The organism is Brenneria tiliae (assembly GCF_023347575.1).
Lineage (GTDB): Bacteria > Pseudomonadota > Gammaproteobacteria > Enterobacterales > Enterobacteriaceae > Brenneria > Brenneria corticis.
The window spans coordinates 306,343-330,111 of record NZ_JAKPCB010000100.1 but is presented as its reverse complement, the minus strand read 5'-3'; the positions used below and the strand labels follow the sequence as shown (position 1 = coordinate 330,111).

The window sequence follows — 23,769 nt, the reverse complement described above, 5'->3', positions numbered from 1 at the left end:
GATCGTTTTCCTGATGTCAGCGGTTGAAAATACGCCGGGCGAATTTTTTAACGCCGCTGAGCGACGCCCCGGAAGACGTCCGGCAAGAGCGGCCCGTCATAAAAATAAAGCGCGGTCCCAGCCAGTTCAAAAACCGGCGCATCGCCATAGCGAGCAGCAGATAGATCGCCGCCGCGATAATGTAGGATTCAAAATTGCGAAACGAGCGGCTGGCGATCAGATTGGCGCTGTACGATAGCTCTTCGGTGGAGATCTGGCTGCACACCGCCGACCCCAGCATGATGATAATCACCTGGCTTACCAGCGACGGCCAGACGCGGGACAGCGACGGCGGCAGCACGACGCGGGTGAAAATCTGCCAGCGGCTGAGCGCCAGACTCTTCGCCGCCTCAATCTGGCCGCGCGGCGTCGTTTCGATCCCCGCCCGCACGATCTCCGCGGAGTAAGCGCCAAGGTTGAGGATCAGCGACGCCACGCTGGCGGTCAGCGCCGACAGCTGCACGCCGGCGGCCGGCAGCCCGAAGAAGATAAAAAACAGTTGCACGATGTAAGGCGTATTGCGAAAAAGCTCCACGTAAGCGCCCACCAGAAAACGCAACCAGGCAGGTCCCCTGGCCCGTCCCCAGCCGCAGGCGATGCCCAGCAACAGGCCGAACAGCGTCGCGATCAGCGCCATCGCCAGCGTCGTTATCGTTCCGGTTAATAACAACGGCCACTGTCGCAGTACCGTAGCAAAATCAAACATCATCAGGCGTTTTCCCCCGCGTTGGGCGCAGTGCCAGTAAATCGTCAAGGTCAGTCAGGGTTTCCGCCGCCCATAGCCGTCCGAGCAGGCTGTGCATCTGCGCGGCGTCCATGACCCGGCCGGCGCAGCGGCGAAATTTGTCGCTCAGTTCGTCATCGCTCAGCGGCCGGGCGGCCGTTCCCCATGCCTGAGCGGTAAACCGTTCGTGTTTCGTCCCATCCGCCATCTCCAGCGTAACCGCCGCCCCCTCCGGCGCCCGGCGCAGCAGTTCGTCGTCACGCCAGCGCGGGCCGGTGGTCATCGCCACTTTTTCCATCAGTTGCGCCAGTTCGGGACTGCGCACCGTCTCGTCATTGAGGCAATCCAGCGTCAGTTCGCCATAAGAGAGCGACGCGGCGATGGCGAACGGCAGACTGAACTGCGCCTGTTGAACGGAAACCGGCCGCAGGTAGGCCAGATTGGCCGCCACCAGCGGCGGCACATCGCAGACGATGCGGACTATATCGCCCGGTTCGAGCGCCCGCTCGCGCGCCAGCGCCATCACGCCGTCCACCGCCGCATGGGAGGAAAGGCACACCGGCAGACGCTTGACGTCGATGCCGGGGTTCAGCAGGCGCCAGCTATCGCCCGCCGCCAGCCGTTCCCGCATAAAGCGCCCCGCGTTGCACAGCGCGGCCAGCCCCTGTGGATGTTCGACGGCATCCGTCGGCCCGCTGGCTCCCTGCTGGGCCAGCAGCGCGGCTATCACGCCCGCCTCGCTGGCGCGGCCGGCCAGCAGCGGCTTGGCGTCGCTGCCGAATACGCTTTTCATCCCGCCGGTTCCGGCGATAGCCAACCCCAGCGCCTGCGCAGTCGCGACCGCATCCAGCTTCAGCAGCCGGGCCGCCGCCGCGCAGGCGCCTACCGTTCCCAGCACGCCCGTGGTCCACCAGCCGCGTTCATACAGCGTCGTTCCCAGGGCCTGCGCCAGCCGGTACTGGCATTCCGAGCCGGCCACCAGCGCGGTTATCAGCGCCTCTCCGCTGGCGGAACGGGACTGCGCCAGCGCTAACGCCGCCGGAACAATTACCGCCGAGCCGTGCGCGAAACCGGCGTAGCAGTTATCGTCAAAATCGAGGGCGTGGGCCGCCGTAGCGTTGACAAACGCCGCCGCCGGCGCGGCCATATTGACATCGCATCCCGCCGCCTCCGCCCGGCCGGCGGCGGCGTACTGCGTCGCCGTCGCGCGCGCCAGTCCGGCAACGCGGGTCGCCGAGCCTGCCAGCATGACTCCCAGCGTATCCACCAGGCAGCGCTGCGCTACCCGGCGCACCGAACTGGGGATCGCCTCCGGCGTTATGGCCGCCAGCCAATCGGCCAATAGCTGCGTCGCGCGTTTTTCCGTCATGCCCGCTTCTCCGGCCCCACCGTCATCATTCCGGCAGATCGCCGGCCGGCGCGCCCAACCATTTCTGCGCGATAGCATCCAGCGTTCCGTCCGCCTTGGCGGCGCGCAGGATCTGGTTCACCCTGGCAACCAGTTCCGGCTGGTCTTTCGGCATCCCGACATAGCACGGCGAATTGGACAAAATGACCTTCAGCTCCAGATCAAGCCTGGGGTTTTTCTGTTTCATGGCGCCCGCCACCGTCGTGCCGATCGCCACCAGTTCGGTCTGGCCGGACAGGAAAGCGGAGATGGTGCTGTTGTTGTCCTCGAAGCGGCGGATAACCGCCTTCGGCGCCATCGTGGTCAACTCTTCGTCCTGCATGGAGCCGCGGGTCACCGCCACGGTTTTGCCCGCCAGCTCGTCGGTGGTGGTCGCCTTGACCTTGCCGCTGCCGAACACCGCGTCAAAGAAAGGCGCATAGGCGATGCTGTAGTCGATCACTTTGGCGCGCTCTTCCGTTTTCCCCAGCGAGGAGATGGTCATATCCGCCTTACCGGTTTGCAGATAGGGAACGCGGTTGGGACCGGTCACCGGAATCAGCGTCACCTTGACGCCCATCTTTTCACCGATCAGGCGGGCGACATCAATATCTACCCCCTGCGGCTGCATATCGCTGCCGACGTAGCCATAGGGCGGATAGTCCACCGGTACGGCCACGCGTAAATTCTTCTGGCTCACAATGTTGTCGAGAACGCTGGCGGCATTGGCCGTCATCACCGCAAACGCCGCTACGACACCGACGAGCGCGGACAATAATGTCTTTCTTTTCATGACAACTCTCCTGACTTGGCGTACTGAATAAAGGTTGGATAAATAAAAAACCCTGGTTTTGGCGCAAAAGCCGCTGTTTTCGCCGGCGGCGTAAAATGGTGTCTGTTTATTTATGGTGGCGGATCATTACCGTCCGCCAGCCCTGCGAACCGTCGCTGATGCGACATTAAAATTGGCTCGCGGACCTTTTTTTAAAATAGCCGGCGCGTACCGCCATACCGATCAGATTGATAAAGAACCGACAGGCGGTAATCGCCGTAATATTGTTCACATCTTTTTTAGGCGTAATTTCGACGATATCCATGCCCACCACGCGCCCTTTTTCCACCAGGCCGTGAATGATTTTTCGCGCTTCGCCGTAGGTCACTCCGCCCAGCGCCGGACCGTTGACCGCGGGCATAATCGTCGGGTCTATCCCGTCCGCATCCATGGTGATGTAATAGTTGCCGCCGTCGGGAATACGGCTGAGGATGGCCTCGGGACCTGCGTCATGCAGTTCGTGCGCGGTAATCAGATGTGCGCCGTACGCCAGCGCCGCGTCCACCTCTTCCTGCCGGGCGGAACCGTTGGCGCGCAGGCCGATCTGGAAGATTTCGCCGACGTGCGCCATCTCCGACGCGCGTCGGATCGGGCTGGAGTAACCGTCGGTGACGCCGTTCACGTCCTGACGCCAGTCAAGGTGCGCGTCGATATGAATCAGCGTAATCGGGCCGACCTCTTCCAGCGCGCGCAGCACCGGGATGGGAATGCCGTGATCGCCGCCGATGATCAACGGCATGCCGCCTAGCGCCAGAATCTTGCGCACCACCGCCTCGGCGGCGTCATAGTGCCGGTTCAACTCGCGCGCATCGCCGGCGATATCGCCGCAATCCACCATACGAATCGGCTGGTTGTCCATCATCGGGCCGCCGATATCGAAGTCATAGCGCTCGAAGCTGCGCAGCGCGCGATCGGTCGCCTGACGCACCGCCGTCGGCGCATGGGTCTGATCGTTGCTGACTTCATCGATCGAATACGGCGAACCATAGGGAATACCCAATACGGCGATATCCACGGAATCGAGCGTATTTAAATCCGTCACGACTTCCGAATAAAGCAGACTCTTATGACCGTGTTTCGGCGCGGTAGTCAATTCCGGTTTATAGGCAATCATTTCTCTTTTCCTGGTAGCAATAAATAATAATGCGATAAACAGCGGCGGAATTAATTCAGGCTCCACCACTCGCCCATCGCCCATAATTTTTCTTCGGTACTATTTACCAAGCCTTGTACGTCCACTTTCGCGGTAGCGGCTAATAACGCCACCAATAATTCGCTGACGAGAAAAGCCGGCGTTAAGGTGTCAAAAAAAGACGCGGTTTGTTTTTTTACCAAGATGGTTTCGCTGGCGATACGCGCCAGCGGCGAACTGGCGTTATCGGTAATGGCGACGACCTGCACTTTCTGCTGCGCCAGATAACGGCTCAGCGCCACCGAGCGCCTGGCATAGGGAGAAAGGCTGCATACCAGCAATACGTCTTTCGAGCTGATATTATTCATCAGGCCCATAATGCCGCTCTCTCCTGCCCCTTCGATTAAACGGATATTTCCCTGAAAATAAGTGGCTACGTGAGCGAAATGAAAGGCCACCGGAAATGAAGAGCGCAAACCCAGGCAATAAATCATCCGCCCCGCGGAGAGCACTTTCGCCGCCCTGACAATGGCGTCCAGCGTAGACTTCTCGCATAGATTCTGAATATAGGCCGTGGTGGTATTGGCTAAATCCAGCACCAGCGAGCTTTCGCCCATTTTCTGTTTCATCTCCACCAGCGCCGGCACGCGCGGAGCGTACTCATGTCCCTGCCCCCGCGCGGCGTCGACGAAAATAGCGCGAATTTCATCGTAACCGGACAGCCCGAGCCGTTTCGCCAGCCGGGTCATGGTGGAAGGGGGAATGCCCGCCAGCCGCGCCTGTTCGCGCATCGACATAACGATCACTTCCTGCGGATGGTCGAGCACAAAACTGGCCGCCAGCCGTTCCTGTTTCGGCAACGACTCAAATCGCTGTTTTATTTGTTGGCACAACGCAAGATGATCCATAAATTAGCCCGTTTTTCGCATCGCTATGGGATAGGAATTGCAACCGCCGTGCCAAAAACGATTCATGTCGATTCACTTGATTCAATATTTGCGGATAAATTGCGGCATCAAAAGTCAATATGGCAATATAGGCAGAATCAAAATGATTCAAATGAACCATTTTGTGCCGAAAATAATTTAAGGCGCGGAAATAAACCGTTTCATTGGTAAATAAACGATAAACATGGCTTGCACCAGAAATGAAAAATCTCTGCCACTCTTTGGTGCAATATCCCGTAGCGGCATCCGATTCACCTTACTCTCGCCCCGAGCGCGTCGTCGTTAATTACCCTCAGCGATGTCCATGCGTTATACCGCGCATAACCTATAAAAAAGACCTATGTAAGAAATTCGCCCGATTGCCGATAGCTTCCTACTGGGCAGGTTGATATCAACGCCATTGGGAGTACATATGTCCTTTTTACGCAACGTCACCATAAGAAAGGTTTTGTTGGTTATTCTCAGTCTTTTTCTGTTGTTATGGGGCGGCGTGTCGTGGTTTACGCTGTCATCGCTTAATCAGGCCACCCATTATCTGACGCTCGGCAATACGCAGGTGGAATCATTAAATACCCTGACCAGCGGCACCGATCAGGCGCTGCTTTCAGCCATCCGCATCAACCGGGCGATGACGCTGATGCAGAGCGGCAAACTGGACGACATCGATAACACCGTCTCCTCCGCCGGCGCCGCGTTGCGAAGCAGTCAGGAAAATCTGGAAAAGTTCAGAAATCAGTCTCATACGCAAATCGACTCGCCCGTCGTCGATGAGGTGGTGGCCACGTGGAGCCTATTGATCGAGAAAGGTCTGCAGCCGATGACGACGGCCCTGCTGGAGAAGCGCTTCGCCGAGTACCGCCGGCTGTTCCGCGACGATTTCCAGGCGCTGAACGAAAGCTTTATCAGCGCGGCGGGCCGCTATCAGGCCATCGCCTCGGACAGCGGTACCGTGCGGCACGTGTATACGCTGGTTGAATGGTGCAAGCGCATCCTTATCGCGGCGATGGCCGTCGGGGCCGTTATTCTGCTGTTGACCGACCGCTATCTGGCCGGCTATGTGGTGAAGCCGTTGATGTCGATCAGGGATCATTTCCGTACCCTGGCCGCGGGAAAACTGGATCGCCCATTGGAGGATTTCGGGCGCAACGATGCCGGCCAGTTGGTGCCTTATCTCAGGGAGATGCAGGAGAGCCTGAAAATGACAGTGGCGACCATTCGCAACAGCGCGGATTCCATTTATCAGGGAACGGCGGAGATCAGCGCCGGCAACAACGATCTCTCTTCGCGCACCGAACAGCAGGCGGCGGCGCTGCAACAGACGGCCGCCAGTATGGAGCAACTGGGCACCACGGTAAAACACAATACCGACAACGTGCATCAGGCCAGCAGCCTGACGGAAAAAGCGACCTCGGTGGCCAGACAGAGCTGGGAGATGGGACGCGAGCTCGGCACCATTATGGACAGCATCGCCACCAGCTCGCGTAAAATCAACGAGATCACCAGCATGATCAACAGCATCGCCTTCCAGACCAATATTCTGGCGCTGAACGCCGCCGTCGAAGCCGCGCGCGCCGGCGAACAGGGGCGCGGTTTTGCCGTGGTGGCGGGCGAAGTGCGTAATCTGGCGCAGAAAAGCGCTCAGGCGGCGAAAGAAATTGCAGAATTGATTGCCGAGTCGGTCGATCGCGTTGATGCGGGCGCCAGACAGGTGGTGCGTACCGGCGAGGTGATGGATGGCGTCATTACCGCCATCAGTCAGGTTAACGATCTGATGGGAGAGATCGCCTCCGCTTCCGACGAACAGAGTCAGGGCATCAGTCAGGTGAGTCAGGCGGTGACGGAAATGGACGGCGTCACCCAGCAGAACGCCGCCCTGGTGGAACAGTCGGCGGCCGCGGCGGCGTCACTGGAAGAGCAGGCCCGGCAGTTGATGCTGGCGGTCGCCATTTTCCAACTGGAGCAGGATCGGACGCACGGCGAGGAAAAATCAGACGCGCAGGCGGTGCCGCAACTGGCGGCGACGGTATCCTGAGCGCAGGGCGTCAATCGCGGCGATAATATCCGATCTTGCGACCGGAATATTATCGTCCGCCCGCGGGGAAACCCCGGCGTCGCTTAGAAGCGGGTATTCAGACTGACGAAAAAGGTTCTGCCCGGCTCGTTATAGGTGGCGGCGCCCGCGCCGGCGATATTGTTCACCCCCTGCGCGTTGCCGGCGCGGAACTGGCGCTTGTCCAGCAGATTATCCACGCCGCCTGTTACGCTCACATATTTATTAAATTCATAGGTGGTGCTCAGACCGAATAACGCATATGGACTGAGTTCATCACTGGCGCTGCCGGTCACCCGGTTGCCGTTATAGTCATACTTTTTAGGTTTCTGCCGACCATACCAGGTGACATCCGCCAGGAAGGAAAGCCGTTCCGTCGCCTGCCATTCAACCGATGAGTTCAGAGTAAACTCCGGCGTGATGGAGAGATAATCGCCGGTGGTTTTATTTTTCGATTCCAGCATCCACGTCAGATTATTACGCCAGTTGATGCTCTCCGTTACCGGAACGTTCAGGCTGCCCTCCAGCCCCTGCACCACCGCTTTCGGGATATTTCCCCATTGGAAAATATTGGCATTGGCGTAAGCGGGGTTGCTTCCGCCGACTGCCTGACCAATCGGCGACAAACCGGACTCAATCTTGTTGCGGTAATCATTGTGGAAGTAGGTAATGCCCGCCGTCAAGCCGTTGCGGTGGAACTCCAGGCCGATCTCCTTATTCAGACTGGTTTCCGCTTTCAGGTCTTCATTACCGAGCAGGTAACAGCTCTGTGAGCTGCCGCCGTAACATCCCTGGCCGCGGCTGTAGAGGATATAGTTAGGGTTGGTCTGATACAGATTCGGCGCCTTGTAAGCCCGGGCGATACCCAGTTTCAGGGTGTAATCCTCTCCCAGTTCCTGCGACAGGTTCAGCGACGGGCTCCAGTTGGTGCCCGCCTTGCTATGGTGATCGAGACGCAGCGCCGGCGTCAGCACCGTACTCGGCGTCAGTTGAATATTGTCCTCAATAAAAGCCGACGCCAGACGGGCGGATGTCTTGTCGCTGCGCCCGGCGCTGCTCAGCGAACCGATGCTGCCGGCTTCGGTGGTGGTCTGCGTATTCGACACCGGATCCTTCATTTTCTGCTCGTTCCACTCTACGCCGATGGTCGCCACCTGATCGAACAGAGCATTAAACGGAATATTGACTTCATTATGCGCGGTGAAACTATCCAGTTTGATGGTGCTAAAAGCATTAGGTGAAGAGAAAATCCCCTCCGTACCGCCCGCCAATCCTTCCAGAATACGGGTATTGTGGGTACGTTCATATTGCAGATATGACATCGAACTGACGCCGCTGTCCCAATAGCCGCGGTGCGTGACGGCAAAGTTCTGCCGGTACATGCGATTGGTCTCTTTGCCGTAATTGCTGAGGACATTGGCATTGCTATTGGTATTTTGACTATCGCCCGCATAGATATTGCCCTGACGGCTGACGCCCGCTTCAAACTCCAGCGACTGCTGTTTGGTGATATCCCAGCGCAGCAGGCCGTTAATATCTTTATTACGCACCCCTTCCCGACCGGCGGGCAGAGAATTGATCTGGTTGCCGGTACGCTCGGACTGATGCCCTTCATTAATATCTCTGGCGTCGGCCTGCGTTTTATTCAGATTGCCGTACAAACGAAAGCTCAGATTATCGGTCAGGCCGCCCATCAGGCTGAAATCGGTGCGTTTGGTGGCGCCTTCCGACTTATGCTGCGGCGCGTTCAGATAGGTATTCCAACTGCCGTGCAGCTCCTGCGTCGGCTGTTTGGTGATAATGTTCACCACCCCGCCCGCCGCGCCGTTGCCGTAGCGCGCCGCCGCCGGGCCGCGCAGCACTTCGATGCGCTCCACCATATCGGCCGGCACCCAGTTGGTGTCGCCGCGGCTATCGCGCTCGCCGCGCCAGCCATAGCGCACCGCATTGCGGCTGGAAACCGGTTTGCCGTCCACCAGAATCAGCGTATTTTCCGGCCCCATGCCGCGAATATCGATCTGGCGATTGTTCCCGCGCTGTCCGCTGGTGGAGTTCCCGGTAAGGTTCACCCCCGGCATGGTGCGGATCAGTTCCGACAGATCGTTGGCCGGCGGGCGCTTGGCGATATCTTCCGCGGTGATCACCGACACGCCCGGCGCCTGACGGGTCTGCTCGGCGGCGGTGACCACGATGGTATCGGAGGAGTCAGCGGCGGCATCCGGCGAAGTCTGCCGGGTAGAGGCCGTATCGGCCGCTGGGGTCTCGGCCCAGCTCAGGAAAGGCGTAGTCGCACAACTCAGTCCGATAAGGGTCGCCAGATAGTGGCGTGGTGGTAGTCTCATGATTAAAATCGCCCTGTAGAATCGTAATTTGAAAGACGCTGATGCGGACGCAGCTGTGACAGGCTTTATTTATCGCCGTAAAACCGGCTCCATACTTTGTGGAGACAAGCCTGTGATATCACCAGCGGTTATCGCCCGCGCGTCGCCGGCCGCCAACGAAAAATGCTATTGAGAAGTATTTGCATTACCAATTCGGCGCGGTCATTGTTACATTTGTTTTTCAGGGCCGGGTTTGTGCAAACAGCAAATTGTTTTGCAAAAACGGCAAAATGACCGGCGATAACCGGACAAGGTAAGAGGGGATCATGCAAAATCAGCTGCCATCGTCAAAATCGATCTATAAGAACCATATCGTGCAGCAGTCCAGCCTGGTCACCAATGACTATCAACTGCTGGGATCGAGGCTGATTGACGATACGCCGGTGCTGTTCGGCAGCTTTAACGTTATCCAACTGAACCGCGATCTGATTCTGCACACGGCCGATGTGATCAACCTGCACAATATGAAAACGCAGAGTATGCTGAACGGGGCGATAAAGTTGGCTATCGTGGTAAACGGCATCGCGCATATCAGCTACGATGAAAAGCCGCTGCATCTGGGAAAGCATCAGCCCGCATCGCTGATTTCACTAACCGAACCCACACGGTTCAGCCGCAGCGGCAAACGCGACGAATACGAACGCACCGTGTCGCTCACCTTTAGCCGGGAATGGCTGTACGGCAATCTGCTGGACAGCGTCAGCGACTGGCAGGCTATTTATGATTTCACGCAAACCCATCTCGCCACCCATTTATGGATCCCGTCGCGTCAGGCGCTGGCCATCGCCTGGCAGATTCTGAACGCCGGCCCCTGCCATACCCCGCTGCAACGGCTGTATCTGGAAACCCAGTGTATGTTGCTGATTATCGAAGCGTTCGGCTCGCTCACCAGCCAGGCGCAGCGGGACAAAACCGCCCCCGGCGTGACCTTGCGCAATCATCAGCGGGTCCATCAGATCCGCGATATGCTGGAAAGCGGCGCCGCCGACCACCTCTCCATGGCTGAAATCGCCAAAAGCGTCAGCATGAGCGAAAGTACCCTACAGCGTCATTTTCGCCAGACGTTCAATATCACCGTGTTTGAATACCTGCGTAACTGCCGTTTACAGCGCGCGATGCTGGCGCTGCAAAAAGATGGGATAGGCATCGCGCAGGCGGCCAGCATCGCCGGTTATAACAGCCCGGCCAACTTCGCCACCGCGCTGCGCCGCGCCTTCGGCGTCACGCCGGGGCAGGTGAAGGATCGTTTCTGATACGCGCCATTACGCCCTTAATAGCCGAAAAGCATGATTCATTACGTTTGGCTATTAATCATCCGTCGGCCGGGCGCAGTAGATTAAGGTATCTTCCACTGCTGATTTTGCGCCATTTATGACTAACGTTGCCGATTTAACCGCTACCCTCGCCGATTACGTTACCCACAGTTCGCCAGACCGGGCGGCCGTTGACGCCGCGCGTCAGGGCGTCACCGATTTTGTCGCCGCCGCCCTGCCCATTACCCAGGGCGCTATCGCCGACAGCGGGCTTTATCCGTTAAAACAGGTATTTAGCGGCGCCGACAGCCTGACGAACAGTCTGATTCTGGGGTACGCCGGCCATGCGCTGGACTTTGATGACTATCAACCGGCGTTTCGCGGCCATTCTGGCACCGTGATCCTGCCGGCCCTGTTCGCGCTGGCCGCGGAAAACCCCGCCATAACCGAAGAGGCGTTTCTCACCGCCTACGTTATCGGTGTGGAGGCCGCAGGACGCATCGGCCTGGCCAGCGGCTCGCGCCACTATAGCCTTGGCTATCACAGCACCGCCACGCTGGGAACCATTGCTGCTGCTGCGGCGGCGGCGCGGCTGGCCGGCGCCTCCGCCGCGCAGACGCGGAATATCCTCGGCCTGGCGGCGACGCAGGCCGCCGGTTTGCGCGCCCAGTTTGGTTCCGCGGCCAAGCCGCTGCATGCCGGACTGGCGGCAAGAGCCGGCCTCACCGCGGTCAAACTCGGGCTGGCCGGTTTCAACGGCAACGCTCAAGGGGTTGTGGAAGCCTTTCTGGCCGCGCACGGCGACCAGAAACAGCAGCCACGGCTGCTCGTCGAATCCTGGGGGTCGCCGTGGCGGATCCTGTCTCCCGGCCTGGAATTCAAACGCTACCCGACCTGCGGCGGCACCCACAGCGCGGCGGAAGCGGCTTTCGCGCTCAGGGAGCAGTGGCAAACGCTGCGGGAAAGCGGCGCATCATTGGCGGATGGTATAGCCGGCATCACCGTTTCCTTCCCGCCCGGCGGCGATACCGCCCCGTTTATCCGTAAAGCCGCCACCGGTGTGGAAGCGCGTTTTAGTCTGGAGTATGTGATTGCCGCGGCGCTGCTGGAAGGCGAACTGAAACTGGCGCGGTTTGCGGAAGGTGCGGTGGATCCGGCCATCGCCGCGCTGGCGGACAAGGTTACCCGGCTGGCGGACGATAGCGCGCCGCCGGACGAGCTGGATCCGGACGCCCGTTTCCATCAAGTCACCCTGTTGCTGCGCGACGGCGCAACGCTGACCCGCCGCGTTACCCGGCGGGAAACGGCGGCGCAACCCACCGATCTCGGCGCGAAGCTGGCGCAGAATATCAGCGCATTGCCGCATCTGGATAGCCGGCGGATCCTGGCTCGCTGCGCACTGCAAGAGGCGGGGGACCTGCGATATCTGTTGGAGCTGCTGATAGACACGCCGGCATAAGCCGCGCTCGCTAGCTACTCAATCGATGAATCAGCATAAATAATACTGTGGCGGTAAAGTGCCGCCTCAAAATCTTGTCTGGTGCTGGCATACAGCAGGATTTCAATCTCCGGGCCTCTGTCATCGTAAAAGCATCGATAGCCGTGGTGAATATCCAACCATTCTCGCACCTGGATACCTTTGTCAGCCAAATCCGGATTAAATTTGTAAAGCGTGGGGGAACGGCTGATGCTGGCTACGGAGCGATCAATCAGATCATCGACAAAAATTGCGGCTTGCTGCGGCCCGATAATAGCAGACTTATAAAACTCGATTTCACGTAAGCTATCAAAGGCCGACTGCGCCAAAACCACCATTTTATTCATTGATTACTGCCCGTTATCTCCGCGCATCGCGTAGACGCTGTTTTGCTTCTTCGGGGGACATTTTGCGATCGTTGGCGATGTCGTGTTTCCCTTTCATAACGAGTTTCAACAGGGCGTTAATCTGACGCTCGCGGGCTCTTTCAGCCAGTTCGGCTTGCCGTTCCGCGGCCGTCTGCACAAAAAGCTCGGCTACTCCGTTTTTGGTGACAAAGACGCCGCCTTCAAAAAGTTCGGGATTGCCTAAACCTTCCCGCGCTGTTTTTTGGGACATGGTATTAGTCATATTTAACCTCCTCACTGATACCTGATGGCGAGTGGACGGATGCCACAAACAGGCCGGTTAAATCCTGGATAATCACCGGCTGATTATTACCTCTACTTGAGCCGGCCGCTGGGCGTGGAAATAAAACGCCAGCGAGGAAAATAGTAGCAGCAGCCCTAATCGGTATCAAATTTATTATAAATTTATACTCATAGAAAAAATGAACGGCGCCATCGCGCTTAGGCGCCTGATGCGAACGTTGTTACTGCCCGGCAACGTTCAGCCACCGATCCAGCCAGTTGAACGCCGCTTCCTGCTGCTGCCGATCGAAAACGTGGCCCAGCTCCGGCCAGATTCGGGTTTCCAGTTTGTCGTCCGCCTGCTGCGACTGCCAGACGCGGCGCATTTTATCGTACGCCTGCTGCACCGAATCGCTCGGGAATAAGCTATCCGCGGCGCCGTTGAAAAACAGCATCGGGCTGGGTGCGGCAATGCTGGCGACATCGGGGAAATCCAGCCGCGCCGCCAGTCCGGGATGCAGCATATAAAAGGCCGACTGGCCGCGCAGCGCGTTATTCCCCGGCGTCATCAGCCCGCCATAGGTGCCGATCCAGGCTACCGCCGCCGTGGCGGCCACCTTGTCGGACAGCGCCGCCAGCTGCCAGGCGCGGTAGGCGCCCATGGAAAATCCGAGCGCGCCGATACGCTCTTCGTCCACCTGCGGCAGCGAAGCCAGAAAGTCCGCGGCCCGCATATCCTCATAGGCCATCAGCCCCGCCAGCGAACGCCCCAGATTGAAGAAATTGCTCGCCAGCGCCTGCTGCCGTTCGTATTGCATCGGCCCGCGATCGCCCCAGCCCAGCGCGTCCACCGCCAATACCACATAGCCGCGTTGCGCCAGTTCATCGCCAATAAAACGTCCGGAGAAAAACTTATCCGCCCACGCCTGCGCGGAAACAAGCCGCTGTTGGTCGCCCCAGGGTTTGATCACTTTCTCTTTGCCGATATCGAATGTCGATCCGTGATCGTGCAGCAGGATCACCGCGGGATGAGGTCCGGGAGAGTTAGGCGTCAGCAATAATGCGCCGACCCGGCTTTCATCCGTCAGGTTAAACGCGACTTTCTCAGCCAGATAGCCGCCGCGATCCTGCCGGTCCAGCGTCTGCGGCGCGAAAGCGCGGGTCGAATCGGGCGTCAGCAGCAAAGCGCGCAGCGTCCGGCGGGCATGGTGCTTCCAGTCTGGGAAGCGAAAATGCTCGCTTACCAGCCAGGAATCCGGGTAGGTCATTTGCCGCTTAAGCTGCGGATAAAATGAGGGCAGACCTTCATCCGTCACCGCCGAAGTTTGGTAGGTCATGTCATGCGCCATCAGTGAAGGTGCGATCAGGCAGGCCGCCAGCAACCAGAACGGTGCTCGTCGTGAAATGTATATCATAGTAGTCCCAAAGATAAGGCGTTGTTTTTCTTTGAGACGAAATTGTAAAACGCTGGGCGACAAATACCCGGGCCGACGCCACATTCCTCGCAACCGGCTAAAAAAAACCGCTTGCGACACGTTCCCGACGTGGCGCAAGCTTTCGCCGCGTCCATGCGGCTCATCCTAAGCCTGCTATCTCCTCAGCATAATTTTTTACGCCGCGTAACAGCCACCTCCGTCAGCGCTCCCGCATTTGTGTATAAGAGACAGCTGACAAGGAAGAGGCCGGGAGGGGGTCATAAACTCAAAATCCGGCAGATTATGCCGGATTTTTATTTTTCACCATGCGATAGACGCGATTACTTTTTCTTGGCTTTCGGATTCGGCAGGTCGGTGATGCTGCCTTCATAAATCTCGGCCGCCAGACCGACGGACTCATGCAGCGTCGGGTGCGCATGGATGGTCAGCGCGATATCTTCCGCATCGCAACCCATCTCAATCGCCAGACCGATTTCACCCAACAGCTCGCCGCCGTTGGTGCCGACAATCGCCCCGCCGATAACGCGATGGGTCTCTTTGTCGAAAATCAGTTTGGTCATACCGTCTGAACAATCGGAAGCGATAGCACGGCCCGATGCCGCCCACGGGAAGGTAGCCGTTTCGTAGCTGATGCCTTTCTCTTTCGCTTCTTTCTCGGTCAGCCCGACCCAGGCCACTTCCGGCTCGGTATAGGCAATGGACGGGATCACTTTCGGGTCGAAGTAGTGTTTCTTGCCGGCGATAACTTCCGCGGCGACGTGGCCTTCATGCACCCCTTTGTGCGCCAGCATCGGCTGACCGACGATGTCGCCGATGGCATAGATGTGCGGCACGTTGGTGCGCAGCTGCTTATCCACGCGGATAAAGCCGCGATCGTCAACTTCTACGCCCGCTTTGCCCGCATCCAGGTTTTTACCGTTCGGCACGCGGCCGATGGCCACCAGCACCGCGTCATAACGCTGCGGTTCGGCGGGCGCTTTCTTGCCTTCCATCGTCACGTAGATGCCGTCTTCTTTGGCTTCCACCGCGGTCACTTTGGTTTCCAGCATCAGCGTAAACTGCTTGCTGATACGCTTGGTAAACACTTTGACGATGTCTTTATCCGCGGCGGGGATCACCTGATCGAACATTTCCACCACGTCGATCTGCGAACCCAGCGCATGGTACACGGTGCCCATTTCCAGGCCGATAATGCCGCCGCCCATAATCAACAGGCGTTCCGGAACGTTTTTCAGCTCCAGCGCATCGGTGGAATCCCATACGCGCGGGTCATCATGGGGAATAAACGGCAGTTGGATCGGACGGGAGCCCGCCGCGATAATGGCGTTGTCGAAATTGATCGTCGTTTTGCCGTTTTCGCCGTCCACTTCCAGCGTGTTGGCACCGGTGAATTTGCCCAGGCCGTTAACCACTTTCACCTTGCGCGCCTTCGCCATGCCGGACAGGCCGCCGGTCAGCTGGGTGATGACTTTTTCTTTCCACAGGCGGATTTTATCAATATCGGTTTTGGGTTCGCCGAACACAATGCCGTGCTCCGCCAGCGCCTTGGCTTCTTCAATCACTTTGGCGACGTGCAACAAGGCTTTGGAAGGGATACAGCCGACGTTCAGACACACACCGCCCAGCGTGGCGTAGCGCTCCACCAGTACGGTTTCCAGGCCTAGGTCCGCAGCGCGGAATGCCGCGGAATAGCCTGCGGGGCCGGCACCAAGTACCACCACCTGAGCTTTAATTTCAGTACTCATCATGACCTCTTAATTAATTTCCGGCGGGCCTGTGACGTTATTGTTATCGAGTCTTAACGCCCTCTTCCACCGGGACGTGTCTTTGCCGCGGTAGCTTACAAAATTGTTAACAACTTTGAAACAACATGCGACTAACGATTTGTCCTTAATCACTGATAGCCGTAGCAAATAACAGCTTATCAGAAAAAGCCGGCCGTCAGGCCGGCTTTTCGATTACATCACCAGACGGCGGATGTCAGACAACGTGTTGTTGATGATGGTAATAAAGCGCGCACCATCAGCACCGTCAATGACACGGTGGTCGAAGGACAGAGATATCGGCAGCATCAGACGCGGCGTAAACTCTTTGCCGTTCCAGACCGGTTCTATCGCGGACTTGGACACGCCCAGGATAGCCACTTCCGGCGCGTTGACAATCGGCGCGAAATGCGTCGTGCCCAGGCCGCCGATGCTGGAGATGGTGAAACATCCCCCCTGCATTTCACCGGCGGTCAGCTTACCGTCGCGGGCTTTCTTGGAGATAGCCGCCAGTTCGCGAGACAGCTCGATGATGCCTTTCTTGTTCACATCTTTGAACACCGGAACCACCAGACCGTTCGGCGTATCGACCGCCACGCCGATATTGATATATTTTTTCAGCGTCAGACGCTGGGCGTCTTCGGACAGCGAACTGTTGAAACGCGGCAGTTGCTCAAGAGCGGCGGCAACGGCTTTCATGATGAAAACCACCGGGGTAATTTTCACATCCAGTTTACGTTTCTCCGCTTCCGCGTTCTGCTGTTTACGGAACGCTTCCAGCTCGGTGATATCCGTTTTGTCGAAGTGCGTAACGTGCGGGATGACCACCCAGTTACGGCTCAGGTTGGCGCCGGAGATTTTCTGAATGCGGCCCAGCTCCACTTCTTCAACTTCGCCGAACTTGCTGAAATCCACTTTCGGCCAGGGCAACAGACCCGGCAGGCTACCGCCGCTGGCGGCGGCCGGAGCGGACTCGGCGCGTTTGACCGCCTCTTTCACATAGGCCTGAACGTCTTCGCGCAGGATACGGCCTTTACGGCCGGTGCCTTTCACCTTCGCCAGATTAACGCCGAATTCACGGGCCAGACGGCGGATAACCGGCGTGGCGTGAACGTAAGCGTCGTTCTCGGCGAATTCGCCCTTGCCGTCAGCTTTCGCCGCCGGCGCCGGCGCGGCGGCTTTGGCTTCTTGCTTAGCCGGAGCCGCTTCCTGTTTGGCCGCTGGGGCGGCGGCAGGCGCGGCGCCCGCTACTTCAAACACCATAATCGGCGAACCGGTTTTCACTTTATCGCCGGTGTTGATTTTAATCTCTTTGACGGTGCCGGCGAACGGCGCCGGTACTTCCATGGAAGCCTTGTCGCCTTCCACGGTGATCAGCGACTGCTCGGCTTCCACCTTGTCGCCCACCTTCACCAGCACCTCGGTGACTTCGACTTCGTCATCGCCGATGTCCGGCACGCTAACGTCTTTCGCGGCAGGCGCCCCGCTGGCGGCCGGAGCGGCTTCCGCTTTGCTTTCCTCTGACGCCGCGGCCGGTGCGGCATCACCCGCGCCCGCCACCTCAAACACCATAATCGGCGAGCCGGTTTTCACTTTGTCGCCGGTGTTGATTTTGATCTCTTTGACGGTGCCGGCGAACGGCGCCGGCACTTCCATGGAGGCCTTGTCGCCTTCCACGGTGATCAGCGACTGCTCGGCTTCCACCTTGTCGCCCACTTTCACCAGCACTTCGGTGACTTCGACTTCGTCATCGCCGATATCCGGCACCGCAACCTCTTTGCTGGCGCTGGCTGCCGGCGCGGCCGCCGGTTTGGCTTCTTCTTTCTTCTCTTCGGCCTTGGCGGGCGCGGCATCGGCCGCGCCGTCGGCGGAATCGAAAATCATAATCAGTTTGCCGGTTTCGACTTTATCGCCGACCGCAACCTTGATCTCTTTAACCACACCGGCCTGCGGGGAAGGCACTTCCATCGAGGCCTTATCGCCCTCCACGGTTATCAGCGACTGCTCGGCTTCCACCTTGTCGCCCACCTTCACCAGCACTTCGGTGACTTCAACTTCATCTGCACCGATATCCGGTACCTTGATTTCGATAGCCATGTAATCTTTACCTCTTATGCCAGACGCGGGTTGACTTTATCTGCATCGATCTCGAATTTGGCGATCGCCTCGGCAACCACTTTCTTGTCGATTTCACCGCGTTTGGCCAGTTCACCCAGAGCCGCAACCACGACGTAAGACGCATCCACTTCAAAGTGGTGGCGCAGATTCTCACGGCTGTCGGAACGTCCGAAACCGTCAGTACCCAGTACGCGATAATCGCTGGCCGGAATGAAGTTGCGGATTTGCTCGGCGAACAGCTTCATGTAGTCGGTTGAGGCTACGGCCGGCGCATCGCTCAATACCTGAGCCACATAGGGAACGCGCGGTTCTTCGGTCGGGTGCAGCATATTCCAGCGTTCACAGTCCTGGCCGTCGCGCGCCAGTTCGGTGAAGGAGGTCACGCTGAACACGTCGGAACCGATGCCGTAGTCTTTCGCCAGAATCTGCGCCGCTTCACGCACGTGACGCAGGATGGAGCCGGAGCCCAGCAGCTGCACTTTGCCTTTGCTGCCCTCAACCTCTTCCAGCTTGTAGATACCCTTGCGAATACCCTCTTCCGCACCCTGCGGCATGGCCGGCATATGGTAGTTTTCGTTCAGCGTGGTGATGTAGTAGTAAATATTTTCCTGCGCTTCGCCGTACATGCGGTGCAAACCGTCATGCATGATGACGGCCACTTCGTAAGCATAGGCCGGATCGTAGGAAATACAGTTCGGGATGGTCAGCGACTGAATATGGCTGTGGCCGTCTTCATGCTGCAAACCTTCGCCGTTCAGCGTGGTGCGCCCGGAGGTGCCGCCGATCAGGAAGCCGCGCGCCTGTTGGTCGCCGGCCGCCCAGCACAGATCGCCGATGCGTTGGAAACCGAACATCGAGTAGTAGATGTAGAACGGGATCATCGGCAGATCGTTGGTGCTGTAGGAGGTCGCCGCCGCCAGCCAGGATGAGCCGGCCCCCAGTTCGTTAATCCCTTCCTGCAGGATCTGGCCTTTCTCGTCTTCTTTATAGTAGGCGACCTGCTCACGGTCCTGCGGGGTGTACTGCTGGCCGTTCGGGCTGTAGATACCGATCTGACGGAACAGACCTTCCATACCGAAGGTACGCGCTTCGTCGGCGATGATCGGCACCAGGCGATCCTTGATCGACTTGTTCTTCAGCATCACGTTCAGGGCGCGCACGAAAGCGATGGTGGTGGAGATCTCTTTGTTCTGCTCTTCCAGCAGGGTGTTGAAATCCTCCAGCGTCGGCAGCTCCAGCGTTTCGCTGAATTTCGGCTGACGGGACGGCAGGTAGCCTTCCAGCGCCTGACGGCGTTCATGCAGGTATTTGTATTCCGCGGAGTCTTTGTCGAAGGTGATGTACGGCAGTTTTTCGACGTTGTCGTCGCTGACCGGCACATTGAAACGATCGCGGAAGTAACGCACGCCTTCGATATTGATTTTCTTGACCTGGTGGGCGATGTTTTTACCTTCCGCCGCCTCACCCATACCATAGCCTTTAATGGTATGCGCCAGAATAACCACCGGTTTGCCTTTGGTTTCCTGGGCTTTTTTCAGCGCGGCATAGACTTTCTTCGAGTCATGGCCGCCGCGGTTCAGCGCCCAAATCTGATCGTCGGTCCAGTCTTTGACCAGCGCGGCGGTTTCCGGGTATTTACCGAAGAAGTGCTCGCGCACATAGGCGCCGTTTTTGGATTTAAAGGTCTGATAGTCGCCGTCGACGGTTTCATTCATCAGTTGGACCAGTTTGCCGCTGGTGTCTTTACGCAGCAGTTCGTCCCAGCGTCCGCCCCAGATAACCTTGATCACTTCCCAGCCGGCGCCTGCGAAGATGCCTTCCAGTTCGTTGATGATCTTGCCGTTGCCGGTAACCGGCCCATCCAGGCGCTGCAGGTTACAGTTGATGACGAAAACCAGGTTGTCCAGTTTTTCACGGGTGGCGATGGTGATCGCGCCCTTGGATTCCGGCTCGTCCATTTCGCCGTCGCCCAGGAAGGCGTAAACGGTTTGCTTAGAGGTGTCTTTCAGGCCGCGGTGCTCAAGGTATTTCAGGAACTTAGCCTGATAGATGGCGCCAATCGGACCCAGACCCATGGAGACGGTGGGGAACTGCCAGAATTCCGGCATCAGTTTGGGATGCGGGTAAGAAGAGAGGCCCTTGCCATGCACTTCCTGACGGAAGTTGTTCATCTGCTCTTCGGTCAGACGGCCCTCAAGGAAAGCACGGGCATAAATGCCGGGAGAAATGTGCCCCTGGAAGTACACCAGATCGCCGCCGTCCTGCGCATTACGCGCGCGGAAGAAGTGGTTGAAACACACTTCGTAGAAGGTGGCGGAAGACTGGAAAGAGGCCATATGGCCGCCCAGGTCCAGATCTTTTTTCGAAGCGCGCAGCACCGTCATTACCGCGTTCCAGCGAATGGCGGAGCGAATACGACCTTCCAGATCCAGATTACCCGGATATTCCGGCTCGTCTTCCACTGCGATGGTGTTGACGTATTGACGCGCGGCGCTGCCGGCGGCAACGCTCACCCCGCCTTTACGCGCTTCGCCCAAGACCTGATCAATCAGGAACTGAGCGCGCTCAACACCCTCTTCACGGATGACCGATTCGATCGCCTGCAGCCAGTCGCGGGTTTCGATCGGATCCACGTCATTATTTAAACGATCTGACATGGTTATTCCTTATCTTCTCTAATAAGTTGGTTTGTTGGAGCCTGTCTTCCTGTGCTCTGTCCCGCCGTTGGATCCGGGTAAAGCACATGAAGACAGGCTCATCATCGTAGTCGCCGCAATTCAGAGCCCCAAAATACAAAATAGGACGCTCAATCCCTGCGTTGCTGGAGCCGGCGCAATGACCTTTCTCGTCGGCTATTTTCCCGGTTAAGATCCAGCAATACTTCCTCAATAAACGCCAGATGGCGATGTGATGCTTCGCGCGCCTTTTCAGGCTCGCGGGCAACAATCGCCGCAAAAATACTGGCGCGATGAATGCTCACCTGCGCCAGCACTTCCCGGCTTAGATAAAGCAATTCAAAATTCTGTCTTACGTTCTGTTCAAGCATCGGCCCCATACAGCGCAGCAGGTGCAACAGCACCACATTATGGGTCGCTTCCGTTACGGCCACCTGATACTGCATCACCGCTTCCGACTCCGCCGCCAAATCGCCCGCGTCCCTGGCCTGCTGAATGACGTCATGACAATCCCGGATACGCTGCAAATCCGACTCGGTCCCGCGCAGAGCGGCATAGTAGGCGGCGATGCCTTCCAGCGCGTGGCGGGTTTCCAGCAAATCAAACTGTGATTCGGGATGGTTGCTCAGTAATTCCGTCAGCGGGTCGCTAACGCTTTGCCATAGATTGGCCTGAACGAAAGTGCCGCCACCCTGACGGCGCAAAAGCAATCCTTTGGCTTCCAGGCGTTGAATGGCTTCTCTCAGAGAAGGGCGGGAGACATCGAACTGTTTGGCCAGTTCGCGCTCCGGGGGCAGTTTTTCGCCGGGGCGCAAGGTTCCCTCAAGGATCAAAAACTCCAGTTGCTGCTCAATCACATCTGACAGTTTGGGCTGACGGATCTTGCTGTATGCCATGGTGGATTCATCTCTGCGAATGGCGCGGAGTCAATTGGTATTACCAATTTCAAAAACGTGACGCTAAAGTAACAAAATATTCACCTTCTGTCCATAAGGACACGGGGCTAAATCACCAATCTCCTCATATTTTAACAAATGCACCAAGGATATGCGGCAAAGTGATAGCGCGCCTGCGCTATTCCCCTTTCCGACCCCGGTTTGTATTTTAACTTTTATGAAACGTAAAGAAGGCGTTGCTGAACCGTTTAAACAGCGAATAAGTGAATTAAAATTCAAAATAAACACCTTTTTATTCATTTACACTCTCGCGTCAACGCGATTTCCCGCGCTAATTCAGCCAGGAAATCGGGCTACTCTATTCTATGGTAAGAAAAAGGCGATCGCTGAAACGGGGACAAAATAGCCAGCCGGCGAGGAAAAGGATAATTTAACGGTGAGACATTGATGTCACTATAATTTTTGTCTATAGAGCAGAAGAAATCAGTGCAATCTTGTTTGCTTGCCACTATTCTCTGACCAACGGTAGATGCTGAGCAATATCCGTATACATCTCATCGTAAAAATAAAATTACACCAACGTAAAAGAGTTGATAGGGCCGAGCGCAGCGCATCGGCCTTTATTACTCACCAAGGCAGAGGATTAAATTTGATGGATGGTCAACAACAGGACGGAGCGCTAAAGCGTGGCTTGAAAAACCGTCATATCCAGTTGATTGCCCTGGGCGGCGCGGTGGGAACCGGCCTTTTTCTCGGCATCGCTCAAACAATCAGAATGGCCGGACCCTCGGTTATTTTGGGGTATGCGATTGGCGGGCTGATAGCTTTCCTTATCATGCGACAGCTGGGGGAGATGGTGGTAGAGGAGCCGGTAGCGGGTTCTTTCAGCCATTTTGCTTACAAATATTGGGGCAACTTCGCCGGCTTCGCCTCCGGCTGGAACTACTGGGTACTGTATGTGCTGGTCGCCATGGCGGAACTGAGCGCCGTAGGGATTTACGTCCAGTATTGGTGGCCTGATATCCCCACCTGGGTTTCCGCCGCCGTGTTCTTCCTGGTGATTAACGCCATTAATCTGGCGAACGTCAAAATTTACGGCGAAATGGAATTTTGGTTCGCCATCATAAAAGTGGCGGCCATCATCGGCATGATCCTGTTTGGCGGCTGGCTGTTGCTCAGCGGCACCGGCGGCCCGGAAGCGACCGTCACCAACCTGTGGGCGCAGGGCGGATTCTTCCCCAACGGCACCAGCGGATTGGTGATGGCGATGGCGGTGATCATGTTCTCGTTCGGCGGACTGGAGCTGGTCGGCATCACCGCGGCGGAAGCGGATGACCCGGAAAAGAGCATTCCCCGCGCCACCAATCAGGTTATCTACCGTATCCTGATCTTTTATATCGGCTCCCTGACCATTCTGCTGTCCCTTTACCCGTGGGGCAAAGTGGTGGAAGGCGGCAGTCCGTTTGTGATGATCTTTCATGAACTGAACAGCAACGTGGTGGCGACCGTACTGAATATCGTGGTGCTGACCGCCGCGCTCTCGGTGTACAACAGCTGCGTTTATTGCAATAGCCGTATGCTGTACGGCCTGTCGAAACAAGGCAACGGCCCTAAAGTGCTGCAAACGGTTGACGCTCGCGGCGTACCCGTGGTGGCGATTGGGGTTTCCGCCTTAGCCACGGCGTTCTGCGTACTGATCAACTACCTGATTCCCGGCAAAGCCTTTGAATTGCTGATGGCGCTGGTGGTTTCCGCGCTGGTGATCAACTGGGCGATGATCAGCCTCGCCCACCTGAAGTTCCGGGCGAAAAAAGACAGCGAAGGAACGGTAACCAAGTTCAAGGCGCTGCTTTATCCGCTGGGCAACTATATCTGTCTGCTGTTCCTGGCGGGTATTCTGGTGGTGATGTACCTGACGCCGGGCATTCGCATCTCCGTGCTGCTAATCCCGGTATGGGTGGTTATTCTGGGTATCGGCTACGCTCTCAGGAAGAAAAATCAGCCCCGGTAATTAGCCTGATACGCGAAAA

Annotated in this window: 17 protein-coding genes; 4 read left to right on the top strand and 13 right to left on the bottom strand. The window is 57.5% G+C overall.

What is annotated here, in order from left to right:
* Positions 1-16 precede the first annotated feature (16 nt).
* The 5 genes from MFP24_RS16690 to MFP24_RS16670 form a co-directional block, all read right to left on the bottom strand.
* On the bottom strand, positions 17-748 hold the full coding sequence (locus MFP24_RS16690; RefSeq protein ID WP_249231213.1) for an amino acid ABC transporter permease: 732 nt from the start codon (positions 746-748) through the stop codon (positions 17-19).
* Positions 738-2,132: an MmgE/PrpD family protein gene (locus MFP24_RS16685; protein WP_249231214.1), complete on the bottom strand. Its 1,395-nt coding sequence runs from the start codon at positions 2,130-2,132 to the stop codon at positions 738-740. The genes MFP24_RS16690 and MFP24_RS16685 overlap by 11 nt, the downstream gene beginning before the upstream one ends.
* Before the next feature lie 25 nt (positions 2,133-2,157).
* Positions 2,158-2,943: a transporter substrate-binding domain-containing protein gene (locus MFP24_RS16680; RefSeq protein WP_249231215.1), complete on the bottom strand. Its 786-nt coding sequence runs from the start codon at positions 2,941-2,943 to the stop codon at positions 2,158-2,160.
* Positions 2,944-3,109: 166 nt separating this feature from the next.
* Positions 3,110-4,096, bottom strand: coding sequence for an agmatinase (locus tag MFP24_RS16675; RefSeq protein WP_249231216.1), 987 nt, complete (start codon positions 4,094-4,096; stop codon positions 3,110-3,112).
* 50 nt (positions 4,097-4,146) lie between these two features.
* Complete coding sequence (locus tag MFP24_RS16670; RefSeq protein ID WP_249231217.1) at positions 4,147-5,022, bottom strand: MurR/RpiR family transcriptional regulator; 876 nt, start codon at positions 5,020-5,022, stop codon at positions 4,147-4,149.
* Between the two features lie 451 nt (positions 5,023-5,473).
* Here MFP24_RS16670 and MFP24_RS16665 point away from each other — a divergent pair, with 451 nt between their 5' ends.
* Complete coding sequence (locus MFP24_RS16665; protein WP_249231218.1) at positions 5,474-7,093, top strand: methyl-accepting chemotaxis protein; 1,620 nt, start codon at positions 5,474-5,476, stop codon at positions 7,091-7,093.
* 83 nt (positions 7,094-7,176) lie between these two features.
* Here MFP24_RS16665 and MFP24_RS16660 read toward each other — a convergent pair whose 3' ends face one another.
* Positions 7,177-9,453, bottom strand: a complete 2,277-nt coding sequence (locus MFP24_RS16660) for a TonB-dependent siderophore receptor (RefSeq protein WP_249231219.1) — start codon at positions 9,451-9,453, stop codon at positions 7,177-7,179.
* 305 nt (positions 9,454-9,758) lie between these two features.
* On the opposite strand from MFP24_RS16660, the gene MFP24_RS16655 reads away from it, so the two are divergent.
* Positions 9,759-10,745 (top strand): helix-turn-helix transcriptional regulator, encoded by a 987-nt coding sequence (locus tag MFP24_RS16655; RefSeq protein WP_249231220.1) that lies wholly within the window; start codon positions 9,759-9,761, stop codon positions 10,743-10,745.
* Between the two features lie 118 nt (positions 10,746-10,863).
* The gene (locus MFP24_RS16650) at positions 10,864-12,204 is read left to right on the top strand and encodes an MmgE/PrpD family protein (RefSeq protein ID WP_249231221.1); all 1,341 of its coding nucleotides are present in this window, start codon (positions 10,864-10,866) and stop codon (positions 12,202-12,204) included.
* Between the two features lie 14 nt (positions 12,205-12,218).
* On the opposite strand, the gene MFP24_RS16645 is transcribed toward MFP24_RS16650, so the two are convergent.
* From MFP24_RS16645 to pdhR, 7 genes are all read right to left on the bottom strand, one after another.
* Positions 12,219-12,569, bottom strand: coding sequence for a type II toxin-antitoxin system RelE/ParE family toxin (locus tag MFP24_RS16645; RefSeq protein ID WP_249231222.1), 351 nt, complete (start codon positions 12,567-12,569; stop codon positions 12,219-12,221).
* Positions 12,570-12,582: 13 nt separating this feature from the next.
* On the bottom strand, positions 12,583-12,852 hold the full coding sequence (locus MFP24_RS16640) for a hypothetical protein (protein ID WP_009111471.1): 270 nt from the start codon (positions 12,850-12,852) through the stop codon (positions 12,583-12,585).
* A 241-nt stretch (positions 12,853-13,093) separates the two neighbouring features.
* Positions 13,094-14,188, bottom strand: coding sequence for a dienelactone hydrolase family protein (locus MFP24_RS16635; protein WP_407062013.1), 1,095 nt, complete (start codon positions 14,186-14,188; stop codon positions 13,094-13,096).
* Between the two features lie 419 nt (positions 14,189-14,607).
* Entirely contained in the window at positions 14,608-16,032 is a 1,425-nt protein-coding gene (gene lpdA, locus MFP24_RS16630; RefSeq protein ID WP_249231224.1) for a dihydrolipoyl dehydrogenase, read from the bottom strand.
* Between the two features lie 213 nt (positions 16,033-16,245).
* Positions 16,246-18,147, bottom strand: a complete 1,902-nt coding sequence (aceF, locus tag MFP24_RS16625) for a pyruvate dehydrogenase complex dihydrolipoyllysine-residue acetyltransferase (RefSeq protein ID WP_249231225.1) — start codon at positions 18,145-18,147, stop codon at positions 16,246-16,248.
* Positions 18,148-18,161: 14 nt separating this feature from the next.
* Complete coding sequence (gene aceE, locus MFP24_RS16620) at positions 18,162-20,825, bottom strand: pyruvate dehydrogenase (acetyl-transferring), homodimeric type (RefSeq protein WP_249231226.1); 2,664 nt, start codon at positions 20,823-20,825, stop codon at positions 18,162-18,164.
* A 149-nt stretch (positions 20,826-20,974) separates the two neighbouring features.
* Positions 20,975-21,739: a pyruvate dehydrogenase complex transcriptional repressor PdhR gene (gene pdhR, locus MFP24_RS16615; RefSeq protein ID WP_249231227.1), complete on the bottom strand. Its 765-nt coding sequence runs from the start codon at positions 21,737-21,739 to the stop codon at positions 20,975-20,977.
* Between the two features lie 652 nt (positions 21,740-22,391).
* Here pdhR and MFP24_RS16610 point away from each other — a divergent pair.
* The gene (locus MFP24_RS16610; protein WP_249231228.1) at positions 22,392-23,750 is read left to right on the top strand and encodes an amino acid permease; all 1,359 of its coding nucleotides are present in this window, start codon (positions 22,392-22,394) and stop codon (positions 23,748-23,750) included.
* Positions 23,751-23,769: the final 19 nt, after the last annotated feature.